Below are 18074 nucleotides of genomic sequence, written 5' to 3'. Positions count from 1 at the left end.
GGCGCTCATTCCCGGAAGCGTCCGGTGAGCATCGCCGACGCCAGCTCGACCCTCGACCGGTACCCGGTGCGGGAGAACAGCCGGGACAGACGGCCCTCGACGCTCTTCTCGCTCGCGCAGAGCAGGGTCGCGATCTGCTTGTTGCCGAGGCCGTCTGCGACCAGGACGGCCAGCAGGCGTTCGTTCTCCGCCACGGTCGCCTGGCGGCCCGGTACGGGAATGCTGTGTGCGCGCATGAGGTTGCGCAAAGCCGCACGGAACATCAACGCGTCCAACTCGCCCGCCGCGGTGTAGGCCTCCAGCAGCAGTTCCGGTGCGGCGACGGAGAAACGCACGAGGCGTTCGAGCCCGCTCGCCAGTTCCAGCGGCTGGGCGCGCTCGCGCAGCAGGGCCACAGCCTGGTCCGCCACATCCCGATCGGAGTCGACCACCGCGCGCAGCGTCAGCCGGTGCACCTCGGCCTGCTCGGTGCCCATGCGCTTGGCCACCGTCTCGACCCGTTCCAGGTAACCCGGCAGGAGATGCCGCTCGCCGAGGTCCACGGCGATGTCCGCCAGGGCCGTCCACAGTGGATCGGTCAGCGCGACGACACCGGCCTCCTCCGCGTGGCGCAGCGCCGTCTCCAGCATCTGCCTCGCTTCCAGGTCGCGCTGGTACAGCCGTTCGTGCGCGGCCTCGGCCAGCACCAGCAGGTGCGGCAGGGCGGGCGTGCGGTCACGTGCCGTGGTGACGAGTGCGAGCGCACGGGAGAGCTTGCCGCGGTGCAGCTGCAGGGTCGCCGCGACGTGGAACATCGTGGTGTGCTCGGCGTCGCAGCCGTTGTTCGGGCCGGTGGCGATGCTCTTGCGGGTGAGCGCGAGCGCCTCGGTCGCGCGGCCCTCCGCCGCCGCCAGCGTGGCCTGGCAGGCGGACGTGAGCCGGATGTGCACGCGGTTCGACAGGGCGAGCAGGCCCCGTGCCCGGCGCAGCTCGCCGAGCGTCACCAGCACGCTGGTGCGGGTGTGCAGGTCGTCGTGCGGCTTCTCGCCGGCCTCGACCCTGGTGACGAGCTCCGCGACGTCGTGGTCGAACTCCGTCGCGTCGCCCAGCCACAGGCTGATGATCGGGCTGATGGACCGGACGTACGACTCGACCAGCGCGCCGTCGGGGTCGCGCCGGATCTCCTCGAGCAGGTCGTGGGTCTGCCGCCACCGACCGAGCGTCGCCAGTGCGAACGCGCGGCCCACGGCGCGTTGCAGGTCGGTGCCCGGCCACGGCCACCAACCCTCCCGCGCCACCCGTTCGAGCGTGGTGATCTCACCGGACTCGTGCAACGCGGTGAGGTGCAACAGGCAGACGGCCATGACCTGGTCGTCGGGGATCTCCTCGACGTACTCCCGCAGCACGGCGCCGGTCGACTCCAGCGCCTGCCTGGCCTCGCCGCACATCAGGCAGGTGCGGGCGTGGGTGAGGAAGATCTGCACGCGCTCGGCCCGGCACGTCGTCAGCTCCGCGGCGGCCCGCAGCCACGACAGCGACCGGTCGGCCTCGCGCCACGCGGCACGCCCGGCGGCGGCGAGCAGCTCGGAACGGGCCCGCTCGGGGTCGACCAGCCTGCCCGCGCTGAGGAGCTGGTCGGTCAGGTAGTGCGGCTGCTCCCACCGCGCGGTTCCCTGCCAGACGGCCGTGACCGCGATCTGCGCGAGCCTGCGGCGTTCGTACGGCCCGCACGCCGACTCCAGCGACAACCCCACGAGCGGCACGCGGAACCGCCAGGTCGAGCTCGCCCTCGCGTACCGCAGCACACCCGCGCGGGCCAGGCCCGCGAGCTCCGCCTCCACCTGCGCCTCGGTCAGTCCGAGCGCGTCGCCGACCAGCCCCGGCGCGGCCGCGCCGAGCGGGCCGAGCACGGCGATCGCCTTCGCCACCTGCCACGCCGTCGGCCCCAGCGCGCGGACGTCCGCCAGCAGCTCGTCGTCCTCCACGACCCGGAACTGCCTGCGCCACGCCGTGAGGTAGGCGTGCCGGTCCACCACGGTCAACAGGTCGTGGTCGCGGCCGATCCGCAGCGCGGTCGTGAGCACGTTGGGCCAGCCCCGCGTCGTCAGCCAGAGCGCGTCGCGCAGCTCCGGCTCCGGCACCGCGCCGATCAGCGACGTGACCAGGTCGGGAATCTGCGGCAGCGGCACCGGACGCAGGGTCACGAGCCGCACCAGGCCGTCGCCGCGCAGCCGGTCGAAGCTCGCCAGGAAGGCGGCCCTGGTCTCGGGCGGCAGCGGCAGCGCCACCGCGCACACGCAGCGCGTCCCCGTGGCCGCGATCTGGCGCACCAGCGCCTCCAGCGCTCCCACTGAGTCGGCCGGCAGCCGGTGCGTGTCCTTGAAGAGCAGCAGCGTTCCCGGCGCCGCGCGTAGCACCGACAGCGGCGGAACCTGGCTCATCAGGTCGAACCCCGTGCCGGGTTCGCTGTAGGAGAGACTGACGACCCTGACCCTGCGGCCGTGCTCGGCCGTGCTCGCGGCGAGTGCGCGGCCGATCTCGTCGACGGCGGTGCGGGACTCCACGCCACTCGGTCCGGCGATGATCGTCAACGGTGGGTGATCGGCCTGGCCCATCCAGTCCAGGACGTCGGCGGCGAGAACTTCGGCGGGCGCGACAAGTCGTTCTGACGGCACGGAAGTGGCTCCGCCCTGTTCTTCTTCACGACCTCGTGAGGGAACTCCCCCATTTGGTCTCCGGCAGGGGTGGGACCGCCGTTCGGCGGTCCAGGGCCGCGCCAGACTAGCCGGACCAGCTGGGTACCGCCGTCTGGGCGCCTCGCGACGTCCCGTGGCGTGCGAACGGGACGGATCAGCGCGGAGACGGAAGGAATCCAGGTGGCCCGGGACGTGATCACCGTCAACCCCGCGACGGGGCAGGGACACAGGACCATCTCGGACGCGCTGACCTCTCCAACGCCGGTGACGGCATCACCGTGAACAGCGAGAACCAGGTTCGCGTCGTCGAGTGCCTGGTCCGCGACAACCTCGGCACCGGGCTGCGGCAGACCCGGCCGAGCAAGGACCACGGAGTCTTCACCAGCGCGCTCGGCGGTGTGCTGTTCATCGACGAGGCCTACACGCTCAGCGCGGGCCAGAGCGGCACCGGCCCGGACTTCGGCAGGGAAGCGATCGACACGCTGCTGAAGCTGATGGAGGACCACCGCGAGGACGTGGTCGTCATCGCGGCGGGCTACTCGCAACAGATGATCGAGTTCCTGCAGGCCAACCCCGGCCTGGAATCGAGGTTCAGCCGCACCATCGAGTTCGAGAACTACACGCCGGCCGAACTGGTGACGATCGTGGGCCTGCACTGCCGCCGGCACGTCTACCGGCTCGACGAGGGTGCGGCGGAGGTGCTGCACGACTACTTCGACCGCATCCCGAAGGACGGGACCTTCGGCAACGGCCGCACCGCGCGCAAGGTGTTCGAGGTGATGGCCGACCAGCAGGCGACCCGGCTCGCGATGGCCCACTCCGTGTCCGCCGCCGACATGACCCTGCTCGTGGCGGAGGACTTCGCGGAGTCGATGGCCTGAGCCGCCGTTCACCTCTCCGTGCGAACTTCATCCGCACCGGCACGACCCCGCCTCCGTCGCGTGCCTACGATCGGGCATTAGCCCGAATGGCGCAGCGGTGGAGGTCTTGTGTCGAGCGAGCGCAGACCGTTCGTGGGTCGGACCGCGGAGACGACGGCCCTCGACGAGTTCGCCGGCACACCGGCTCTCCTGGTCGTGCGAGGTCGCGGTGGCATCGGCAGGACCGCGTTTCTGCACGAACTGCGCCGCATATGGCGGGAACGCGGCATCACGGTCCTGTCCCTGCCGGTCACGGCAGGCGAGCCGCCGGATGACGTGTTCCGCGCCCAGGCCGTCGTCGACGCGGTTCGCGAGTCGTTCCACGAGTACGACGGCCCGGAGCTCGCGTGCTCCGTGGCGCTGCTCAGCAGGCTGCCGCGCAACACCGTCTTCACCGAACTGGTGCGCCTGTTCACGAGACTGCGTGCCACGAGGCCGGTGGCGGTGCTCGTCGACAACGTGGACACCGCGCCCGACCCGCTCAGGGCGATCGCCGCCGCACACCGCGCGGGCTGCACGGTCGTCGTCACGTGTCGCGACAACGGCGGTTTGGCGCCGCTGGCCGACCGGGTGCTCGACCTCGGCCCGCTGCGGGAGGCCGAGATCGGGGAGTTGCTCGCGCGCGTCGCCCTCATGCCGCTGGACGAGGCGGTCGTTCCCGCCGTGCGTGCGGCGCTCGGTCCTCTCGCGGGTCATCCGGGCACCGTGATCGCGACCTTCGAGTCGTTGTGCCGTGAAGATGCGTTCGCGGAGGTGCTCGGCCATCTGTGCCTGCGTGCCGAGGTCGCGCTGCCCCGCGACCACTTCCTCGTCCGGTACGTGGAAGGGCTCGGCGAGGTGGCTGTGCGGATCGTGGCGGTGGCGGCGGGTGCGGCGCGGCTCGACCTCGACGACGTGCTGGGGGCTGCTGCCGCGTTCGGGCGCGAGGTCGGCGGTCCTGGCGGCCCCGTGGATGCCGTCGCGCCGGGGCACGGACTCCGCCGCTGCGGCGATGTCGTGGACCGGCTCGTCGCGGCCGGTGCGCTGGCGTGCGACGAGAACGGGTCTCTCACCGTGCCGTGCCTCGCGCTGGCGACCGCGCTCGTGCGCGGGTTCGGCGCGGACCGGCTGCGCGCGGTCCACGGCGCGATCGCCGGCCAACTGCTGGGCGACATGTCGGTCGCCGCGGACCACATCGCGTTGGCGGGCAACGCTCTGCTCAACGACCCCGCGCTCGTGCCGCTGCTGGAACGCGAGGCGACCCGGATCGTCCAGGTGAACCAGGAGCTGGCCGCGCGGTGGTTCCGTGCCGCGCTACGGCACGCCGAGCCAGCCGATCGCGTCCGGCTGCTGCGGATCGTGCTGCACCTGCTGGTGCGCACCGCGCAGTACGCCGACCTGGCCGAGGTCGTCGAGGCCGAGGTCGCCGCGGGTGTCCCGGAGTGCTGCCGGTACGAGCTCGCCGCCGCGGCCGCGCTGGTGACCATCCACATCGGACAGCCGCTCTCGGGCACCGTGCGCGACGCGCTGGCGGACGACCCGCGTGCGCTGGTGCCGCTGCGGTTCGCCGCACGCTGGTTCGACGAGCACCACCCGGTGCGCGCCGCGGACGTGGCTGCCGCGTTCTCCGGTTTCCGGGTCAACCGGCTGCCCGACTGGGAGCACGACACAGCCGAGCAGGTCGCGATCGCCGAGGGGCGCTACGACGTGGTGGCGATGCTGCGACTCGTGCTTGGGCCCTGCTACGGCCTGCCCCGGACCGGTCCGCTCGGCGTCTACCACCGGCTCCTGCGCGACTACGCCGCCGGCGAGTGGTCGCGCGTCGTCTCCGGCGCCCGGCGGCTGGAACTGAGTGGGGCGCCCACCGCGATGCACCACGTCGCCCGGCTGCTGGCCGCCGAGGTGCACTCCTCGTCCGGTGACGTCCTCCCTGCCGCGCAGTGGTTCGGCCTGGTGGACGAGAACTGCCCGTTCGCGGGGCTGCGGGCGTGGGTGGATCTCGGTCTCACCGGGCCTGACCGCGGCTGGTCCGGCTACGACCTCGTCCGTGCCGCAGCCGAGAACGGCGACGACGTCGGCCTGTCCTGCCTCCTGCTGCGGCTCGGCCTCGTCGAGAACGGCCTGGGCAACGACACCGGGCTGGCGCGAGCTGCCGGTGAGGCGAGGCGGTGGTACCAGCGCTTCGGCGGTGCGAGCCTGCGTGCGACGGAACTCGTCCTGCGTGGACTGTCCGAAAGGGACTATCGAACCGCGGCCTCGGCCGTCACCCTGCTGCGCCGCACCGGCAACGCGGCCGAACTGATGCGGACCTGCCTGGCGATGGCCTCGCTCTGCGACGACCCCGCACCGTGGTACGCCGAGGCGCTGGAGTTCGCCGAACGGCTCGGAGATCTGCACACCAAGGAGACGATGCGCAAGGTCGGCGTCGCTCTGCCGCGTGCCCGCGTGGCCCGTGACGACTTCTCCGACGTCGAACTGCGGATCATCGACCTCGTCCGGCAGGGCAGGACGAACCGGCAGATCGCGTCGAAGGTGCGGATGAGCGAGAAGACCGTGGAGAACTACCTCACCCGGCTGTTCGTGCGCACCGGCTGCCGGTCGCGGCTCGACCTCGCCAAGGCGAGTCTCGAAGGCAGGCTGGCCGGCACGTGAGGGATATCCCCGCGGATCGCCCAGAGCGCGCCTGTCACGGCCTGCCCCGGCGGTCGAGTTTGTGACGATGCGGTGCCGGAGGAGTCGCGTCAGGCCCACGAACAGGAGGGCGCACCTTGGCAGCACCGGCCACCGGCGCTCCGCTACCGTCCCGGCCCCGCGAGCTGGCGGCACGTCCCAGCGCACGCAGGGCGAGTTCTTCAACACGCCACGGGCGGAAACGCGAACCCGCGTCGAAGTCCTGCACCGCGAATTCCTCGTCCATGCGGCTGATCGCGGCGACGCTGCGGGAGGTCGCCGCGAAGAACGCCTGATTGCTCAGGCGCTTTCGCGCACGACGAGCGTGGAGGGGAAGAAGGTGGCGGGGGCGCTGCCGTCGCGGTCGAGCACGGCGCGTGCCGCCGCCGTGGCGATCTCCTCCACCGGGTGAGTGGACGTGGTGAGCGCCGGGCGGCTGAGCGAGGCGAAGGCGATGTCGTCGAACCCGGCGACGGCCACGTCTCCCGGCACCGAGACGCCGAGGGCGTGCAGTCCGTCGAGGACGCCCAGCGCCGTGAGGTCACTGAGCGCGAACACCGCGTCGGTGTCCGGCCAGCGGGTCATGATCTCGGCGGCGGCCGCGGCTCCGCGGGCCGCGGTGAAGTCGCCCGGAACGACCCTGGTCTCGCCGCCGCTGTCCCGCATCACCCGCTGGTAGGCCTCGACGGCGCGGTCGCCGCACGGCAGCCACGACGGCCCGGTGACCATCGCGATCCGGCGCCGACCGGTGCTCACCAGGTGGCGCACGACGCCTTCGGTGCCGGTGCGGTTGTCCACGTCGAACGACGGCACGTCGCGCGTGCCCACCCCGATCGCGGCGACCCTGCCGCGCAGGTCACGCGGCACGGTCTCCAGTGCCGGACGTGTCGGGTTGACCACGAGCAGCCCACCCAGACCGCGGCTGCCCGCCAGCCCGGCGAGTGTCACCGGCTCGTTCAGGGGTAGCCAGTGCAGGGACACACCGACCTCGCGCTCGGCCGCGATGTGCGCGGCGGTGGTCAGGACCCGGCCCACGTAGGGGTCGTCGAGCACGGCGGCGGTGTGGCCGATGACGGCGATCGCGAGGCGGGTGCCGCTGCGGGAAGCGAGTGCGCGGGCGGCGGCGTCCGGCACGTACCCCAGTTCGATCACGGCCGCGGCGACCCGGTCGCGCGCCCGCGATGACGCCGGGCCCTGACCGGTGACCACACGTGAGGCGGTCGCCCTGGAGACCCCTGCGGCCCGTGCCACGTCGTCCAGCGTCGCGCTGCGTTGTCCCTTCATCTCCACAGTATTGCGGTGGAAGCGCTTCCATGTGTGGGGTATGTACTTTGTGTATCGAGAAAGGGGGACCGGGATGACGGTCACGTTGCCACGCAAGCAGGTCCGAGCCGCCGCGGCCGGGGTCGCGGTGACCTTCGGGCTCAACGGCGTCGCCGTGGCGACGTGGTTCGCCCGCGTGCCCGCCGCCCGCGACGCGCTCGGCCTGACCGCGGGTGCGCTGGGTCTGCTGCTGTTGTCGATGTCCCTGGGCGCGTTCCTCGCGATGCTCACCGCGGGCGAGGTCACGCACCGGCTGGGAGCCCGGCGCACGGTGTGCGTGGCGGCGATCGTGGTCTCGGCGGGTCTCGCGGTGGCGGGAGTCGGCATCGGAGCCTTCCCGTCGGTGGCGCTGACCGCGATCGGGATCTTCGTGCTCGGCTACGGGTCGGGCCTCTGCGACGTGGCGATGAACGTCGAGGCAGCGGAAGTGGAACGCGCGCTCGGGAAGACCGTCATGCCGCGCTTCCACGCGATGTGGAGCCTCGGCACCGTGGCCGCCGCCGGGCTCGCCTCCCTGGCGGCGTGGGCGGTTCTGCCGGTGACCGCGCACCTGGCCACCGTGGCGGCGGTGGTCGCGGGCGGCACGGTGCTGGCGGCGCGGACGTACCGGTTCGGCGGCGAGGCGGAGCACGGTGGCGGCAGCGGGGTCATGGCGGCGTGGAGGGAACCTCGCACGCTGATGGTCGGGTTGCTGGTGCTGGTGCTGGCGTTCACCGAGGGCACCGCGAACGACTGGGTGGCGGTCGCGTTCATCGACGGCTACGCCTTCGAGCCCGCGATGGGCGCGGTGGTGTTCGCGGTGTTCGTCACGACGATGACGTGCGGCCGGATCTTCGGCACGATCGCGCTCGACCGGTGGGGCCGTGTGCCGGTGCTGGTGGGCACCATGCTGCTGGCCGCAACCGGCGTGGCGCTGGCGGTGTTCGGCGGGTCCCCGGTGGTGGCGGTCGCCGGTGTCGCGGTGTGGGGCCTCGGGACGGCGCTGGGCTTCCCGGTCGGCATGAGCGCCGCGGCGGACGACCCCACGCACGCGGCCGCTCGGGTGAGCGTGGTCGCGGTCATCGGCTACACGGCGTTCCTCGCCGGTCCGCCGCTGGTCGGGCTGCTCGGTGATCAGGTCGGTGTGCTGCGGGCGCTGCTCGTGGTGCCGCTGTTGCTGCTCCCGGCGCTCGCGCTGGTGCCGGCCCTGCGGCCCGTGGATCGCTCTGGGGCCGACACTTCTCGCTGAGTGGGATGGCCCCTTGTGAGGGCCGATAGCGTCGAACGCATGATCTCTCGGCGCGGCGTCCTGATCGCGGCAGGACTCACGGTGCTACCGTCCCGGGCTGTGGCAGCGACGGCTTCACCGATCGTGAAGCCGTTGCCCGCCAGCGACTTCATCGTGCACGGCACCAACGCGGAGACCCGCTGGGAGGCGTTGCGCGACGTCGGTTCCCTGGTGCCGGTGTCGAAGTTCTTCGTGCGCAACCACACCTCGACGCCCGTGCTGGACGGTTCCGCGTGGCGGCTGCGGATCTTCGGGTCCGGGGTGTCGCGGCCGTTGTCGTTGTCGCTGCGGGACTTGCGGGCGCTGCCGTCCTGCACGGTCGAGGCCGTGATCGAGTGCGCGGGCAACGGCCGCAGCTTCTTCACGTCGCAGCAGGGCCAATCGGTCCCGGGCACACCGTGGAAGCTCGGCGCGGTGGGCAACGCCCGGTGGCGCGGGGTGCCGCTCGGGGTGTTGCTGCGGCTGGCCGGGGTGCGGCGGTCCGCGGTGGACGTCATGGCGGCAGGGCTGGACGACGAGTACGTGGCCGGTGGCGTGAACCACGGACGGGTGCGGCGGCCGTTGCCGGTGTCGAAAGCTCTGGACGACGTGCTGGTCGCGTACGAGATGAACGGCGTCGACCTGCCCGTGGATCACGGGTATCCGGCGCGGCTGGTGGTGCCGGGGTGGGTGGGGATCGCGAGCATCAAGTGGCTGGGGTCGCTGGAGGTGTCCGACTCGCCGCTGCACTCGCCGTGGGACACGCAGTTCTACCGGCTGCTCGGGCCTTCCTACCCGGCTGACGGGACGCTCGTGACCACGCAGGTCGCCAAGAGCGCGTTCGAGCTGCCGTGGGAGGCGACTCTGCCCGCTGGGCGGCAGGTGCTGACCGGGCGGGCGTGGGCTCCCGGTGGGGTGCGGCGGGTGTCGGTGTCCACGGACGGGCGGACGTGGCGGCGGGCCACGCCGGTGTCAGGTGGCGGGTGGACCCGGTGGCAGATCCCTTGGCGGGCAACGCCAGGTTCGCACGTGCTGCGGGTGCGGGCCGATGATCAGCCGGAGTCGTCGCCGTACAACACGCAGGGGTATCTGTTCGGGGCCGTGGTCGAGCATCCGGTGACGGTTGTGTGAACCGCTCTCAATAGCTTCAGTGTTGACCGAAGTCAAAGCGCTCGGCAGACGACCCCCGCAGGTGTGAAGATCGGGCGGTGACTGTCTCCGCGTGGGCACCCCTGCGCCGCAGTGCCTTCCGGGCGCTGTGGCTCGCCCAGTTCGCCTCCAACATCGGTACCTGGGCGCAGACCGTCGGCGCCCAGTGGCTCATGGGCGACCTCGGCGGCACGGCCCTGCAGGTCGCGCTTGTCCAGACCGCCACCACGCTGCCGGTGTTCCTGCTGGTGGTGCCGTCCGGAGCGCTCGGCGACATCCTCGACCGGCGGCACGTGCTGATGTCCGGGCAGGCCCTGATGCTGGTGGGTGCGGCGGGCCTGATGCTGCTCGCGGGTACCGGCAGGGCGACGCCGGTGAGCCTTCTCGGGTTGCTGGCGTTGATGGCCGTCGGCCAGGCGTTGTCGATGCCGTCGTTCCAGGCCATCCAGCCGGAACTGGTGGCGCGGGAGGAGATCCCGCAGGCCGCGTTGCTCAACGGCGTCAACATGAACGTCGGGCGCGCGATCGGGCCCGCGCTCGGCGGGGTGCTGATCGCCCTGGCAGGGCCCGAGGCCACGTTCGCGTTCAACACCGTGTCGTTCGTCGGCGTGATGATCGTGCTGGCGCGGTGGCGCAGGCCGTCGGACAACCGTCCACTTGGGACTGAGCACATCGCCACCGCCGTGCGGACCGGGGCGCGGTACGTGGGCAGTTCGCCGTTGTTCCGGCGGGTGCTGGTCCGGCTGTTGCTGTTCATCGTGTTCGGCAGCGGGTTGTGGGCGTTGTTGCCGGCCATCGCGCGTGGGCCGCTCGAACTGGACGCCAGCGGGTACGGCGTGCTGCTCGGAAGCGTGGGTGCCGGGGCGATCGGTGGCGCGTTCGTGGTGCCGAAGTTGTTGCAGCGCATGAGCAAGAACCGGATGGTGCTGCTCGCGACCTGGCTCTACGCGGTGGCCACCAGCACGGCGGTGCTGACGGAGAGCTTCGCGCTGGTGATCGTGGCGATGTTGCTGACGGGCGCATGCTGGATCGCGACGCTGTCGACGTTCAACGCCACGGCGCAGGTGTTGCTGCCGTCGTGGACGAGGGCTCGGGCGTTGGCCTACTACCAGCTGATTCTCATGGGCGGGCAGGCGTTGGGCGCGGTGGTGTGGGGTGCCGTCGCGGACGCGTACGACCTGCGGGCGGCCATGATCTTGCCCGCGGTGGGCATGGCGGTGGGGGTGCTCGCGGCGACGAAGTGGTTGCCATTGCTGGATCGTCCGCTCGACGTCACGCCCGCCACGTACTGGGACGCGCCGCCGGACCTCGACGACACGAACGCCGGACCGGTGCTCGTCACCGTCGAATGGCCGGTGGCCAAGGAGAACGAGGACGACTTCATCGACGCCATGCAACGGGTCGGGCGGGCGCGCCGGAGGACCGGGGCCACGATGTGGGGGTTGTTCCGCGACACCGAGAAGCCCGAGACGTTCCTGGAGACCTTCACGGTGGCGACGTGGCAGGAGCACCTGAGGCAGCACCTCGAACGCGGCACCGTCGTGGACCAGAAGAACCAGGAGGCCGCACGTGCGCTGGCCAAGGACGACCCGCACGTGCGGCACCTGATCTTCGCTGAGCCGACCAAGCCCGAGTAGGCCTCGCCGGGCAGCAGCCACAGCTGGTTGCCACGTGTTGTGACATCGTTGTCAGCTCTCACCTTGAAGGTGCGCGACACCGGCAAGATCGTGGCGGCGATGACCCGCATCGGTTGCGCGACAAACATTCCGGCGGGCGCGTACTGCCGACCCGGCACAGCAGGATGACAAGGTTGTCCATAGCGGCGGGCTATGAGCGGAAGGGATGCTCGCGCACCCGCGGACGGTGTGACGCTCCTGGGCACCTCATTCCCCTGCGGAGGACACACGATGCGATTAGCGGCACTTGTCCTGGCCCTGCTGGCCGGACTTCTCGTCCCGACCGCGGCGCAGGCCGCTCCAGGGACCGGTTCGCCGAACAGCCCTTTGCTGCCACCAGAAGTGGCGCGGAACCTGCACCACGCGACACCTGAGTCGACGATCTACGCGACCGTCACCGACTACCCGGCCGAGCTGCGCGCGTTGACCCACGTGCTGGACAACTACACCAACGCCGACGACGCCAAGGTGCACGCCGGCATGATCATGCTCTTCCAGGGGCACGGTCAGCCCGAGTTCCTGGCGGCGGTGAAGGCCGATCCCGCGATCCTGCGGGCACTGCGCCGGTTCGTGGTGCGGCACCTCGACTTCTTCGGCACCGACCGCGCCTACCTGGTCCACAACGCGACCCGCGAGCTCGGCCGGTTCCTGCAGCACCGCGACCTCGCGTCGCGCGTCCGGCCACTGCTGGTCGACCTGATCAAGCGCGGTGACGTCGTCGGCCGCCTCGCGCCGATGTGGGTGGGCGTGGCCGAGATGGCCGACTGGTACGACAAGGCCAACTGCCGCGCGTACCGCACCTGCGACTTCCGCGAGCAGATCGACCGCAGGGTGCTGGCCATCCGCTACACCTGCGGCACCACGTTGCGCATCCGCGCCCAGCAGCTGACCGCGGACGAGCTCCGCCGGACGTGCACGAGCCTCGCCGGGCAGGACGCGGTCTTCCACGGGCTCGTGCGGGATCCCGGCCCGGTCGCCGGTGACCTCAACACCGCGCTCGAGGTCGTCGTGTTCGACTCCAGCACCGACTACCGCACCTACGCCGGGGTGATGTTCGACATCGACACCAACAACGGCGGCATGTACCTCGAGGGTGACCCGTCGAAGGCGGGCAACCAGCCGAGGTTCATCGCGTACGAGGCCGAGTGGCTGCGCCCGGACTTCCAGATCTGGAACCTCAACCACGAGTACACCCACTACCTCGACGGCCGGTTCGACATGTACGGCGACTTCGAGGAGAACATGAAGACGCCCACGGTGTGGTGGGTCGAGGGCTTCGCGGAGTACGTCTCGTACCACTACCGCGGCGTGACGTACGACAAGGCGCTCGCCGAGGCGAAACTGCGCACCTACGCGTTGAGCACGCTCTTCGACACGACCTACGACCACGACACCAAGCGGGTCTACAACTGGGGTTATCTCGCGGTCCGGTATTTGGTCGACAAGCACCCGGACGACGTCACGACGGTGCTGGCGAAGTACCGCGCGGGCGACTGGGCCGGCGCGCGCGACCACCTGACGCGGATGATCGGCAGCCGCTACGACACCGACTGGTACGCGTGGCTCAGTTCGCTGTAGTGAGCACCGAGCCCCGCTCCTCCCACCACGGCCGGAACACGGGGCTCGCCAGCGCCTGGTCCGCGTAGGCGCCCAGGACCCCGGCGAACACGCGGCTGGCCTGACTCCAGGTCAGCCGCTCCCGCCGCCAGCAGAACACCAGCCGCATCCGCATCGGCGACCCCGCGAGCGGCCGCACCGCCACGCCGGGCCCGCCCTGCGAAGTCGGTTCGACCAGCTGCACGGCCTTGCCCGCCGCGATCAGCTGCCGACCGGCCCCGCTCGGCACCTCGAACCGGATCCGCGGCACGAACCCCGCCGCCCGGCACGCCGCGCGCAACGTCGTCAACGACCCGTCCTCCGCTCCCGGCGGCCCGACCCACGCCTCACCGGCCAGATCGGCAAGGTCCACTTCGGACCGCGCGGCCAGCGGGTGATCGGCGGGCAGAGCGACGTACACCGGCACCCACGGCACGACGATCCGCTGCGCGACGCCGCGCGGCAGGCCCAGGTCGCCCTCCTCGTCGACCGCGATCACCGCCGCGTCGAGATGGCCCTTGCCGAGCGCGAGCGCCAGTGCCGTCGACGACGGGTCGACGTGCAGCGTCACGTCCGGCAGCGTCTCCTCCAGCCGGGAGAACAGCGCCGCCACGCACTCCATGTGCACCGACCCGAACCGTACGGGCCCGTCGACCGGCACCGCGGCGCCGAACGCCTCCAGCTCCACCAGCAGCAGCCGGGCCCGCTGCAGCATCTGCGCACCGAGCGGGGTGGGAGCGGCGCCGGAGCGGCCGCGGTCGAAGAGCCTGCCGCCGACCAGCCGCTCGACCCGCTGCAGCAGCGTGGTGAGCGACGGCTGGGAGATGCCGAGCTGCGTCGCCGCGCGCGATACGCTGCCCGCGTCGCCGATGGCGCAGATCGCCCGCAGGTGCCGGATCTCCAGTTCCATAGCGCGAGGCTATACGCGTCCGGGCCTCAGCAGGAACGAGCGCCGAATACACGCCCGCGGTCCATAGGACGGATCTATGGCCAACTGGGATTGGCGCGGCCGTTCGGGCCGATGCAGTCTGGGCAGCAGCCGCAGCGAGAGGACGAAGAGTGGCCCGCACACGCCGTGACATGGCGAAACTGGTGGACGCGGACGGTTTCCGCACGTACATCCGCGACGGCTGGGGTGACTGGGACAGCCACATCGACCTGCCGAAAGGCACCGCCGAGGCGGCCGCTGCCCATCGCGCCAAGCTCGCCGCAGCCCTCCCCGGCAAGCGGGTCGCGCTGGCCGCCGGGCGCGCGCACGTCCGGTCCAACGACACGTTCCACGACTTCCGCGCCGACAGCGACTTCGTGTGGCTGACCGGCTGCCAGGTCGAGGGCGCGGTGCTGGTGCTGTCGGACTCCGACGCCACGCTGTTCGTGCCGGTGCCGTCGGACGCGCACAGCGTCGACTTCTTCGGTGACGCCGACCGCAGCCCGTTCTGGATCGGCGCCGCCGCCGGGCCGAAGGAGTGGGGCGAGGCGCTCGGCATCACCGCCCGTCCGCTGGAGGACCTCGCGCACGCGCTGCGCGGCCGTCACCCGGAGACGCTGACCGCCAAGGGCGTCGACCCGCTGCTGGACGCGCTCACCGGCTCGCACAGCGACGAGCTGCGCACCACGCTCGCCGAGCTGCGCCGGATCAAGGACGACTGGGAGATCGACCAGCTGCGCCAGGCCGTCGACGCTTCGGTGAAGGGCTTCGCCGATGTCGCCATGGAGCTCGGCCAGGCCGTGCGCGGCGGGGGAGAGCGCTGGCTGCAGGGCACGTTCGACCGCCGCGCTCGCACCGAGGGCAACGGCCCCGGCTACACATCGATCGTCGCCGCCGGCGCCCACGCCCCGGTCCTGCACTGGACGCGCTGCGACGGCCGCGTGAACGAGACCGACCTGCTGCTGCTCGACGCCGGTGTGGAGATGAACTCCCTCTACACCGCGGACGTCACCCGCACGTTCCCGGTCAGCGGCGAGTTCAGCGAACCCCAGCGCCAGGTCTACGACCTCGTGTACTCCTCCCACGTCGCCGCGCTCGCGGAGGTCAGGCCCGGCAACGACTACAGCGCCTTCCACCACACCGCGATGCGCGTGCTCGCGGAGGGTCTGCACGACTGGGGCCTGCTGCCGGTCAGCGTCGACAAGGCGCTCGACCCGAGCGGCCAGCACCACCGGCGCTACATCGTCTGCGGCACAGGGCACTTCCTCGGCCTCGACGTGCACGACTGCGCCGACGCGCGCCAGGAGACCTACCAGCAGGGCATCCTGGAGCGCGGCATGGCGCTGACCGTCGAGCCCGGCCTGTACTTCCACCCCAACGACGAGACGCTGCCGCCGGAGCTGCGCGGCATCGGCGTGCGCATCGAGGACGACCTCGTGGTCACCTCGACGGGCGCCGACGTCCTGTCCGACGCGCTGCCCATCGATCCCGACGACGTGTCCGCCTGGGTCCGCAAACAGCGCTCCTGACTTGCGATGAAGGTTCCCTTCATCGAGATCAGTTCGGGGTGGAGCGGGCCCAGGCGAAGGTCAGTTCCACGGCTCGCTTCCAGTTCGCGTACTCGTCCTCGCGGTGCCGGGCATCCATCACCGGGTTCCACCGCGCGGCCAGATGCCAGTTGCGGCGCAGTCCCTCCAGGTCCGGCCAATATCCGGCGGCGAGGCCTGCGGCATAGGCGGCGCCCAGTGACACGGTCTCGGCAACCAGCGGCCGTTGCACCGGGATGTCCAGCACGTCCGCGATGAACTGCATCAACAGGTGGTCGGCGGTCATCCCGCCGTCCACCTTCAAAACGGGCGTCGGCGCACCGAGGTCGGCGTTCATCGCGTCGACGACCTCCCGCGTCTGCCACCCGGTCGCCTCCAGCACGGCCCGCGCCAGGTGGCCCTTGTTGATGTACGAGGTCAGCCCGACGACGAGCCCACGTGCCTGGGCGAGCCAGTGCGGCGCGAAGAGCCCCGAGAACGCGGGCACGATGTAGCAGCCGCCGTTGTCCTTCACCGTGCGCGCCAGCGTCTCGATCTCCGGGGCGCTGTGGATCAGGCCGAGGTTGTCGCGGAACCACTGCACCAGCGAGCCGGCGACGGCGATCGAGCCTTCCAGCGCGTACGCCGGTTCGCCGCCGATCTGGTAGCCGATCGTCGTCAGCAGCCCGTGCTTGGACCGCACGAGCTCGTCACCGGTGTTCATCAGCAGGAAGCCGCCGGTGCCGTAGGTGCCCTTGATCGAGCCCTTCTCGAAGCACGTTTGGCCGAACAGCGCCGCGTGCTGGTCGCCCAGCGCCGCCGTGATCGAGATGCCCGGCACCACGCGGGTGGTCGTGCCGCGGATCTCGGTCGACGGCCGGATCTCCGGCAGCATCGTCGCGGGCACGCCGAAGAACTCCAGCAGCATCGGATCCCACTGCCGCGAACCGAGGTTCATCAGCATCGTCCGCGACGCGTTGGTCACGTCGGTGACGTGCAGGCCGCCGTTCACGCCGCCGGTGAGGTTCCAGATCAGCCAGGTGTCCATGGTGCCGAACAGGACGTCGCCGCGCTCGGCCTTCGCCCGCAACCCGGCCACGTTGTCGAGCATCCACCGCAGCGACGGCGCGGAGAAGTAAGTGGCCAAAGGCAATCCGCAGCGCTCGCGGACCTCCTCGATGCCGGGCTGTTTCCCCAGCTCCGCAACGAGTTCCTCGGTGCGGATGTCCTCCCACACGATCGCGCGCCCGACGGGGACACCGGTGTGGCGGTCCCACAGCACGAACGTCTCGCGCTGGTTCGTGATGCCCAGCGCGACGACCTGCTCGGCGGTGATCCCCGCCTGCCGCAACGCCTGCGGCATGATCCGGTCGACGTTGCGCCAGATCTCCACGGCGTCCTGCTCCACCCAGCCGGGCCTCGGGTGGTACTGCCGGTGCTCGCGCTGGGCGACCGCGACCAGGCGGGCGTTCTGGTCGAACACGATGCAGCGGGTCGACGTGGTGCCCTGGTCGATCGCCATCACAAACCGTTGCACGGCTCGCCTTTCAGTTCTCGTCGACCAGAGACGTGGTGACCGCATCCGCGGCCTGGGACACCTGACGCACCAGGGTCGCACGTGGCCTGCCCGCTGCGTCGCACAGGCGGTCCACGGGGCCGGAGATGCCGATCGCGCCGACGACCAGGCCGCCGGGGATCCGGATCGGCGCGGCGATGCTCGCCTCGCCCGGCATGTACTCCTCTGCCTCGCCGGCCCAGCCCTGCGCGCGCACCTCGGTCAGCACCCGCTCCAGCGCCTGGGTCCGCGTGATCGTCCTGCGCGTCAACGACGTCAGCTCCCGCCGGCGTGCGGCCGCCGACAGGTCCGGGTCGTAGGCGAGCAGCACCTTGCCCAGCGCGGTCGCGTGCAACGGCAGCATCGCACCGATGCCGAGGGTCTGCACGGAGTCGTCCGGCCGGAAGACGTGGTGCACGACGAGCACCGCGCCGTCGTGGTGCATGCCGATGCGCACCTCCTGGCCCGACCGCGCGGCCAGGGTGTCGGCCCAGTTGATGGAGCGGGACCGCAGCTCGTTCGCGTCGAGGTAGGAGGTGCCGAGGTGCAGCAGGGCCGCGCCGAGCCGGTAGCGGCCGGTCGCCTGGTCCTGCTCGACGAACTCGACCCGTTGCAGCGTGCGGAGAATCCCGTGCGCGGTGCCGCGCGCCAGACCGAGCGAGTCGGCGATCTCCGTGAGACCGTGGTGGCCGGAGCCACGCGCGAGAAGCCGCAGCACCGCTGCGGCGCGTTCGATCGACTGGATGGGTCCCGGCACGGCGAGAAACGTAATTCAGACGACCCGTGTCGGCAATGTCGAACTGCTTCGTCAGCCTGCTGACCTGGGCAGGC

Annotated in this window: 12 protein-coding genes; 7 read left to right on the top strand and 5 right to left on the bottom strand. The window is 71.3% G+C overall.

Annotated elements, in window-relative coordinates; genetic code table 11:
• Window positions 1–5 precede the first annotated feature (5 nt).
• Entirely contained in the window at window positions 6–2654 is a 2649-nt protein-coding gene (locus JOD27_RS46595; protein ID WP_204762583.1) for a helix-turn-helix transcriptional regulator, read from the bottom strand.
• Between the two features lie 299 nt (window positions 2655–2953).
• On the opposite strand from JOD27_RS46595, the gene JOD27_RS44875 reads away from it, so the two are divergent.
• Entirely contained in the window at window positions 2954–3556 is a 603-nt protein-coding gene (locus JOD27_RS44875) for an AAA family ATPase (protein ID WP_307830112.1), read from the top strand.
• 132 nt (window positions 3557–3688) lie between these two features.
• On the top strand, window positions 3689–6226 hold the full coding sequence (locus JOD27_RS46590; protein ID WP_204762582.1) for a helix-turn-helix transcriptional regulator: 2538 nt from the start codon (window positions 3689–3691) through the stop codon (window positions 6224–6226).
• Window positions 6227–6544: 318 nt separating this feature from the next.
• On the opposite strand, the gene JOD27_RS13765 is transcribed toward JOD27_RS46590, so the two are convergent.
• Window positions 6545–7528 (bottom strand): LacI family DNA-binding transcriptional regulator, encoded by a 984-nt coding sequence (locus JOD27_RS13765; RefSeq protein ID WP_204762581.1) that lies wholly within the window; start codon window positions 7526–7528, stop codon window positions 6545–6547.
• A gap of 73 nt (window positions 7529–7601) precedes the next feature.
• On the opposite strand from JOD27_RS13765, the gene JOD27_RS13760 reads away from it, so the two are divergent.
• The 4 genes from JOD27_RS13760 (at window position 7602) to JOD27_RS13745 (ending at window position 13216) form a co-directional block, all read left to right on the top strand.
• On the top strand, window positions 7602–8795 hold the full coding sequence (locus JOD27_RS13760) for an MFS transporter (RefSeq protein WP_204762580.1): 1194 nt from the start codon (window positions 7602–7604) through the stop codon (window positions 8793–8795).
• A gap of 39 nt (window positions 8796–8834) precedes the next feature.
• Window positions 8835–9944, top strand: coding sequence for a sulfite oxidase (locus JOD27_RS13755; protein WP_204762579.1), 1110 nt, complete (start codon window positions 8835–8837; stop codon window positions 9942–9944).
• 77 nt (window positions 9945–10021) lie between these two features.
• Complete coding sequence (locus tag JOD27_RS13750) at window positions 10022–11599, top strand: MFS transporter (protein WP_204762578.1); 1578 nt, start codon at window positions 10022–10024, stop codon at window positions 11597–11599.
• Window positions 11600–11869: 270 nt separating this feature from the next.
• On the top strand, window positions 11870–13216 hold the full coding sequence (locus tag JOD27_RS13745; RefSeq protein ID WP_239566972.1) for a collagenase: 1347 nt from the start codon (window positions 11870–11872) through the stop codon (window positions 13214–13216).
• Here the strand turns inward: JOD27_RS13745 and JOD27_RS13740 are convergent.
• Complete coding sequence (locus JOD27_RS13740) at window positions 13203–14144, bottom strand: LysR family transcriptional regulator (RefSeq protein ID WP_204762576.1); 942 nt, start codon at window positions 14142–14144, stop codon at window positions 13203–13205. The two genes, JOD27_RS13745 and JOD27_RS13740, sit on opposite strands and share 14 nt — an antisense overlap.
• A 170-nt stretch (window positions 14145–14314) precedes the next feature.
• On the opposite strand from JOD27_RS13740, the gene JOD27_RS13735 reads away from it, so the two are divergent.
• On the top strand, window positions 14315–15691 hold the full coding sequence (locus JOD27_RS13735; protein ID WP_204762750.1) for an aminopeptidase P family protein: 1377 nt from the start codon (window positions 14315–14317) through the stop codon (window positions 15689–15691).
• Window positions 15692–15719: 28 nt separating this feature from the next.
• Here JOD27_RS13735 and glpK read toward each other — a convergent pair whose 3' ends face one another.
• A complete protein-coding gene (glpK, locus tag JOD27_RS13730; protein ID WP_204762575.1) occupies window positions 15720–17270 on the bottom strand; it encodes a glycerol kinase GlpK in 1551 nt (516 codons plus the stop codon).
• Window positions 17236–18000 carry an IclR family transcriptional regulator gene (locus JOD27_RS13725; RefSeq protein ID WP_204762574.1) on the bottom strand — a complete coding sequence of 255 codons (765 nt, stop codon included), beginning with the start codon at window positions 17998–18000 and terminating at the stop codon, window positions 17236–17238. Before JOD27_RS13725 ends, glpK begins: the two co-directional genes overlap by 35 nt.
• Window positions 18001–18074 lie beyond the last annotated feature (74 nt).

It is taken from the genome of Lentzea nigeriaca, from assembly GCF_016907955.1.
Taxonomy (GTDB): Bacteria; Actinomycetota; Actinomycetes; order Mycobacteriales; family Pseudonocardiaceae; genus Lentzea; species Lentzea nigeriaca.
This window is presented reverse-complemented; position numbering and strand designations above follow the sequence as displayed.

Coding starts and splice junctions, on each gene's coding strand:
- JOD27_RS13765 (WP_204762581.1), bottom strand. CDS start 7,528: ATGAAGGGACAACGCAGCGCGACGCTGGACGACGTGGCACGGGCCGCA.
- JOD27_RS13760 (WP_204762580.1), top strand. CDS start 7,602: ATGACGGTCACGTTGCCACGCAAGCAGGTCCGAGCCGCCGCGGCCGGG.
- JOD27_RS13755 (WP_204762579.1), top strand. CDS start 8,835: ATGATCTCTCGGCGCGGCGTCCTGATCGCGGCAGGACTCACGGTGCTA.
- JOD27_RS13745 (WP_239566972.1), top strand. CDS start 11,870: ATGCGATTAGCGGCACTTGTCCTGGCCCTGCTGGCCGGACTTCTCGTC.
- JOD27_RS13740 (WP_204762576.1), bottom strand. CDS start 14,144: ATGGAACTGGAGATCCGGCACCTGCGGGCGATCTGCGCCATCGGCGAC.
- JOD27_RS13735 (WP_204762750.1), top strand. CDS start 14,315: ATGGCGAAACTGGTGGACGCGGACGGTTTCCGCACGTACATCCGCGAC.
- glpK (WP_204762575.1), bottom strand. CDS start 17,270: ATGCGGTCACCACGTCTCTGGTCGACGAGAACTGAAAGGCGAGCCGTG.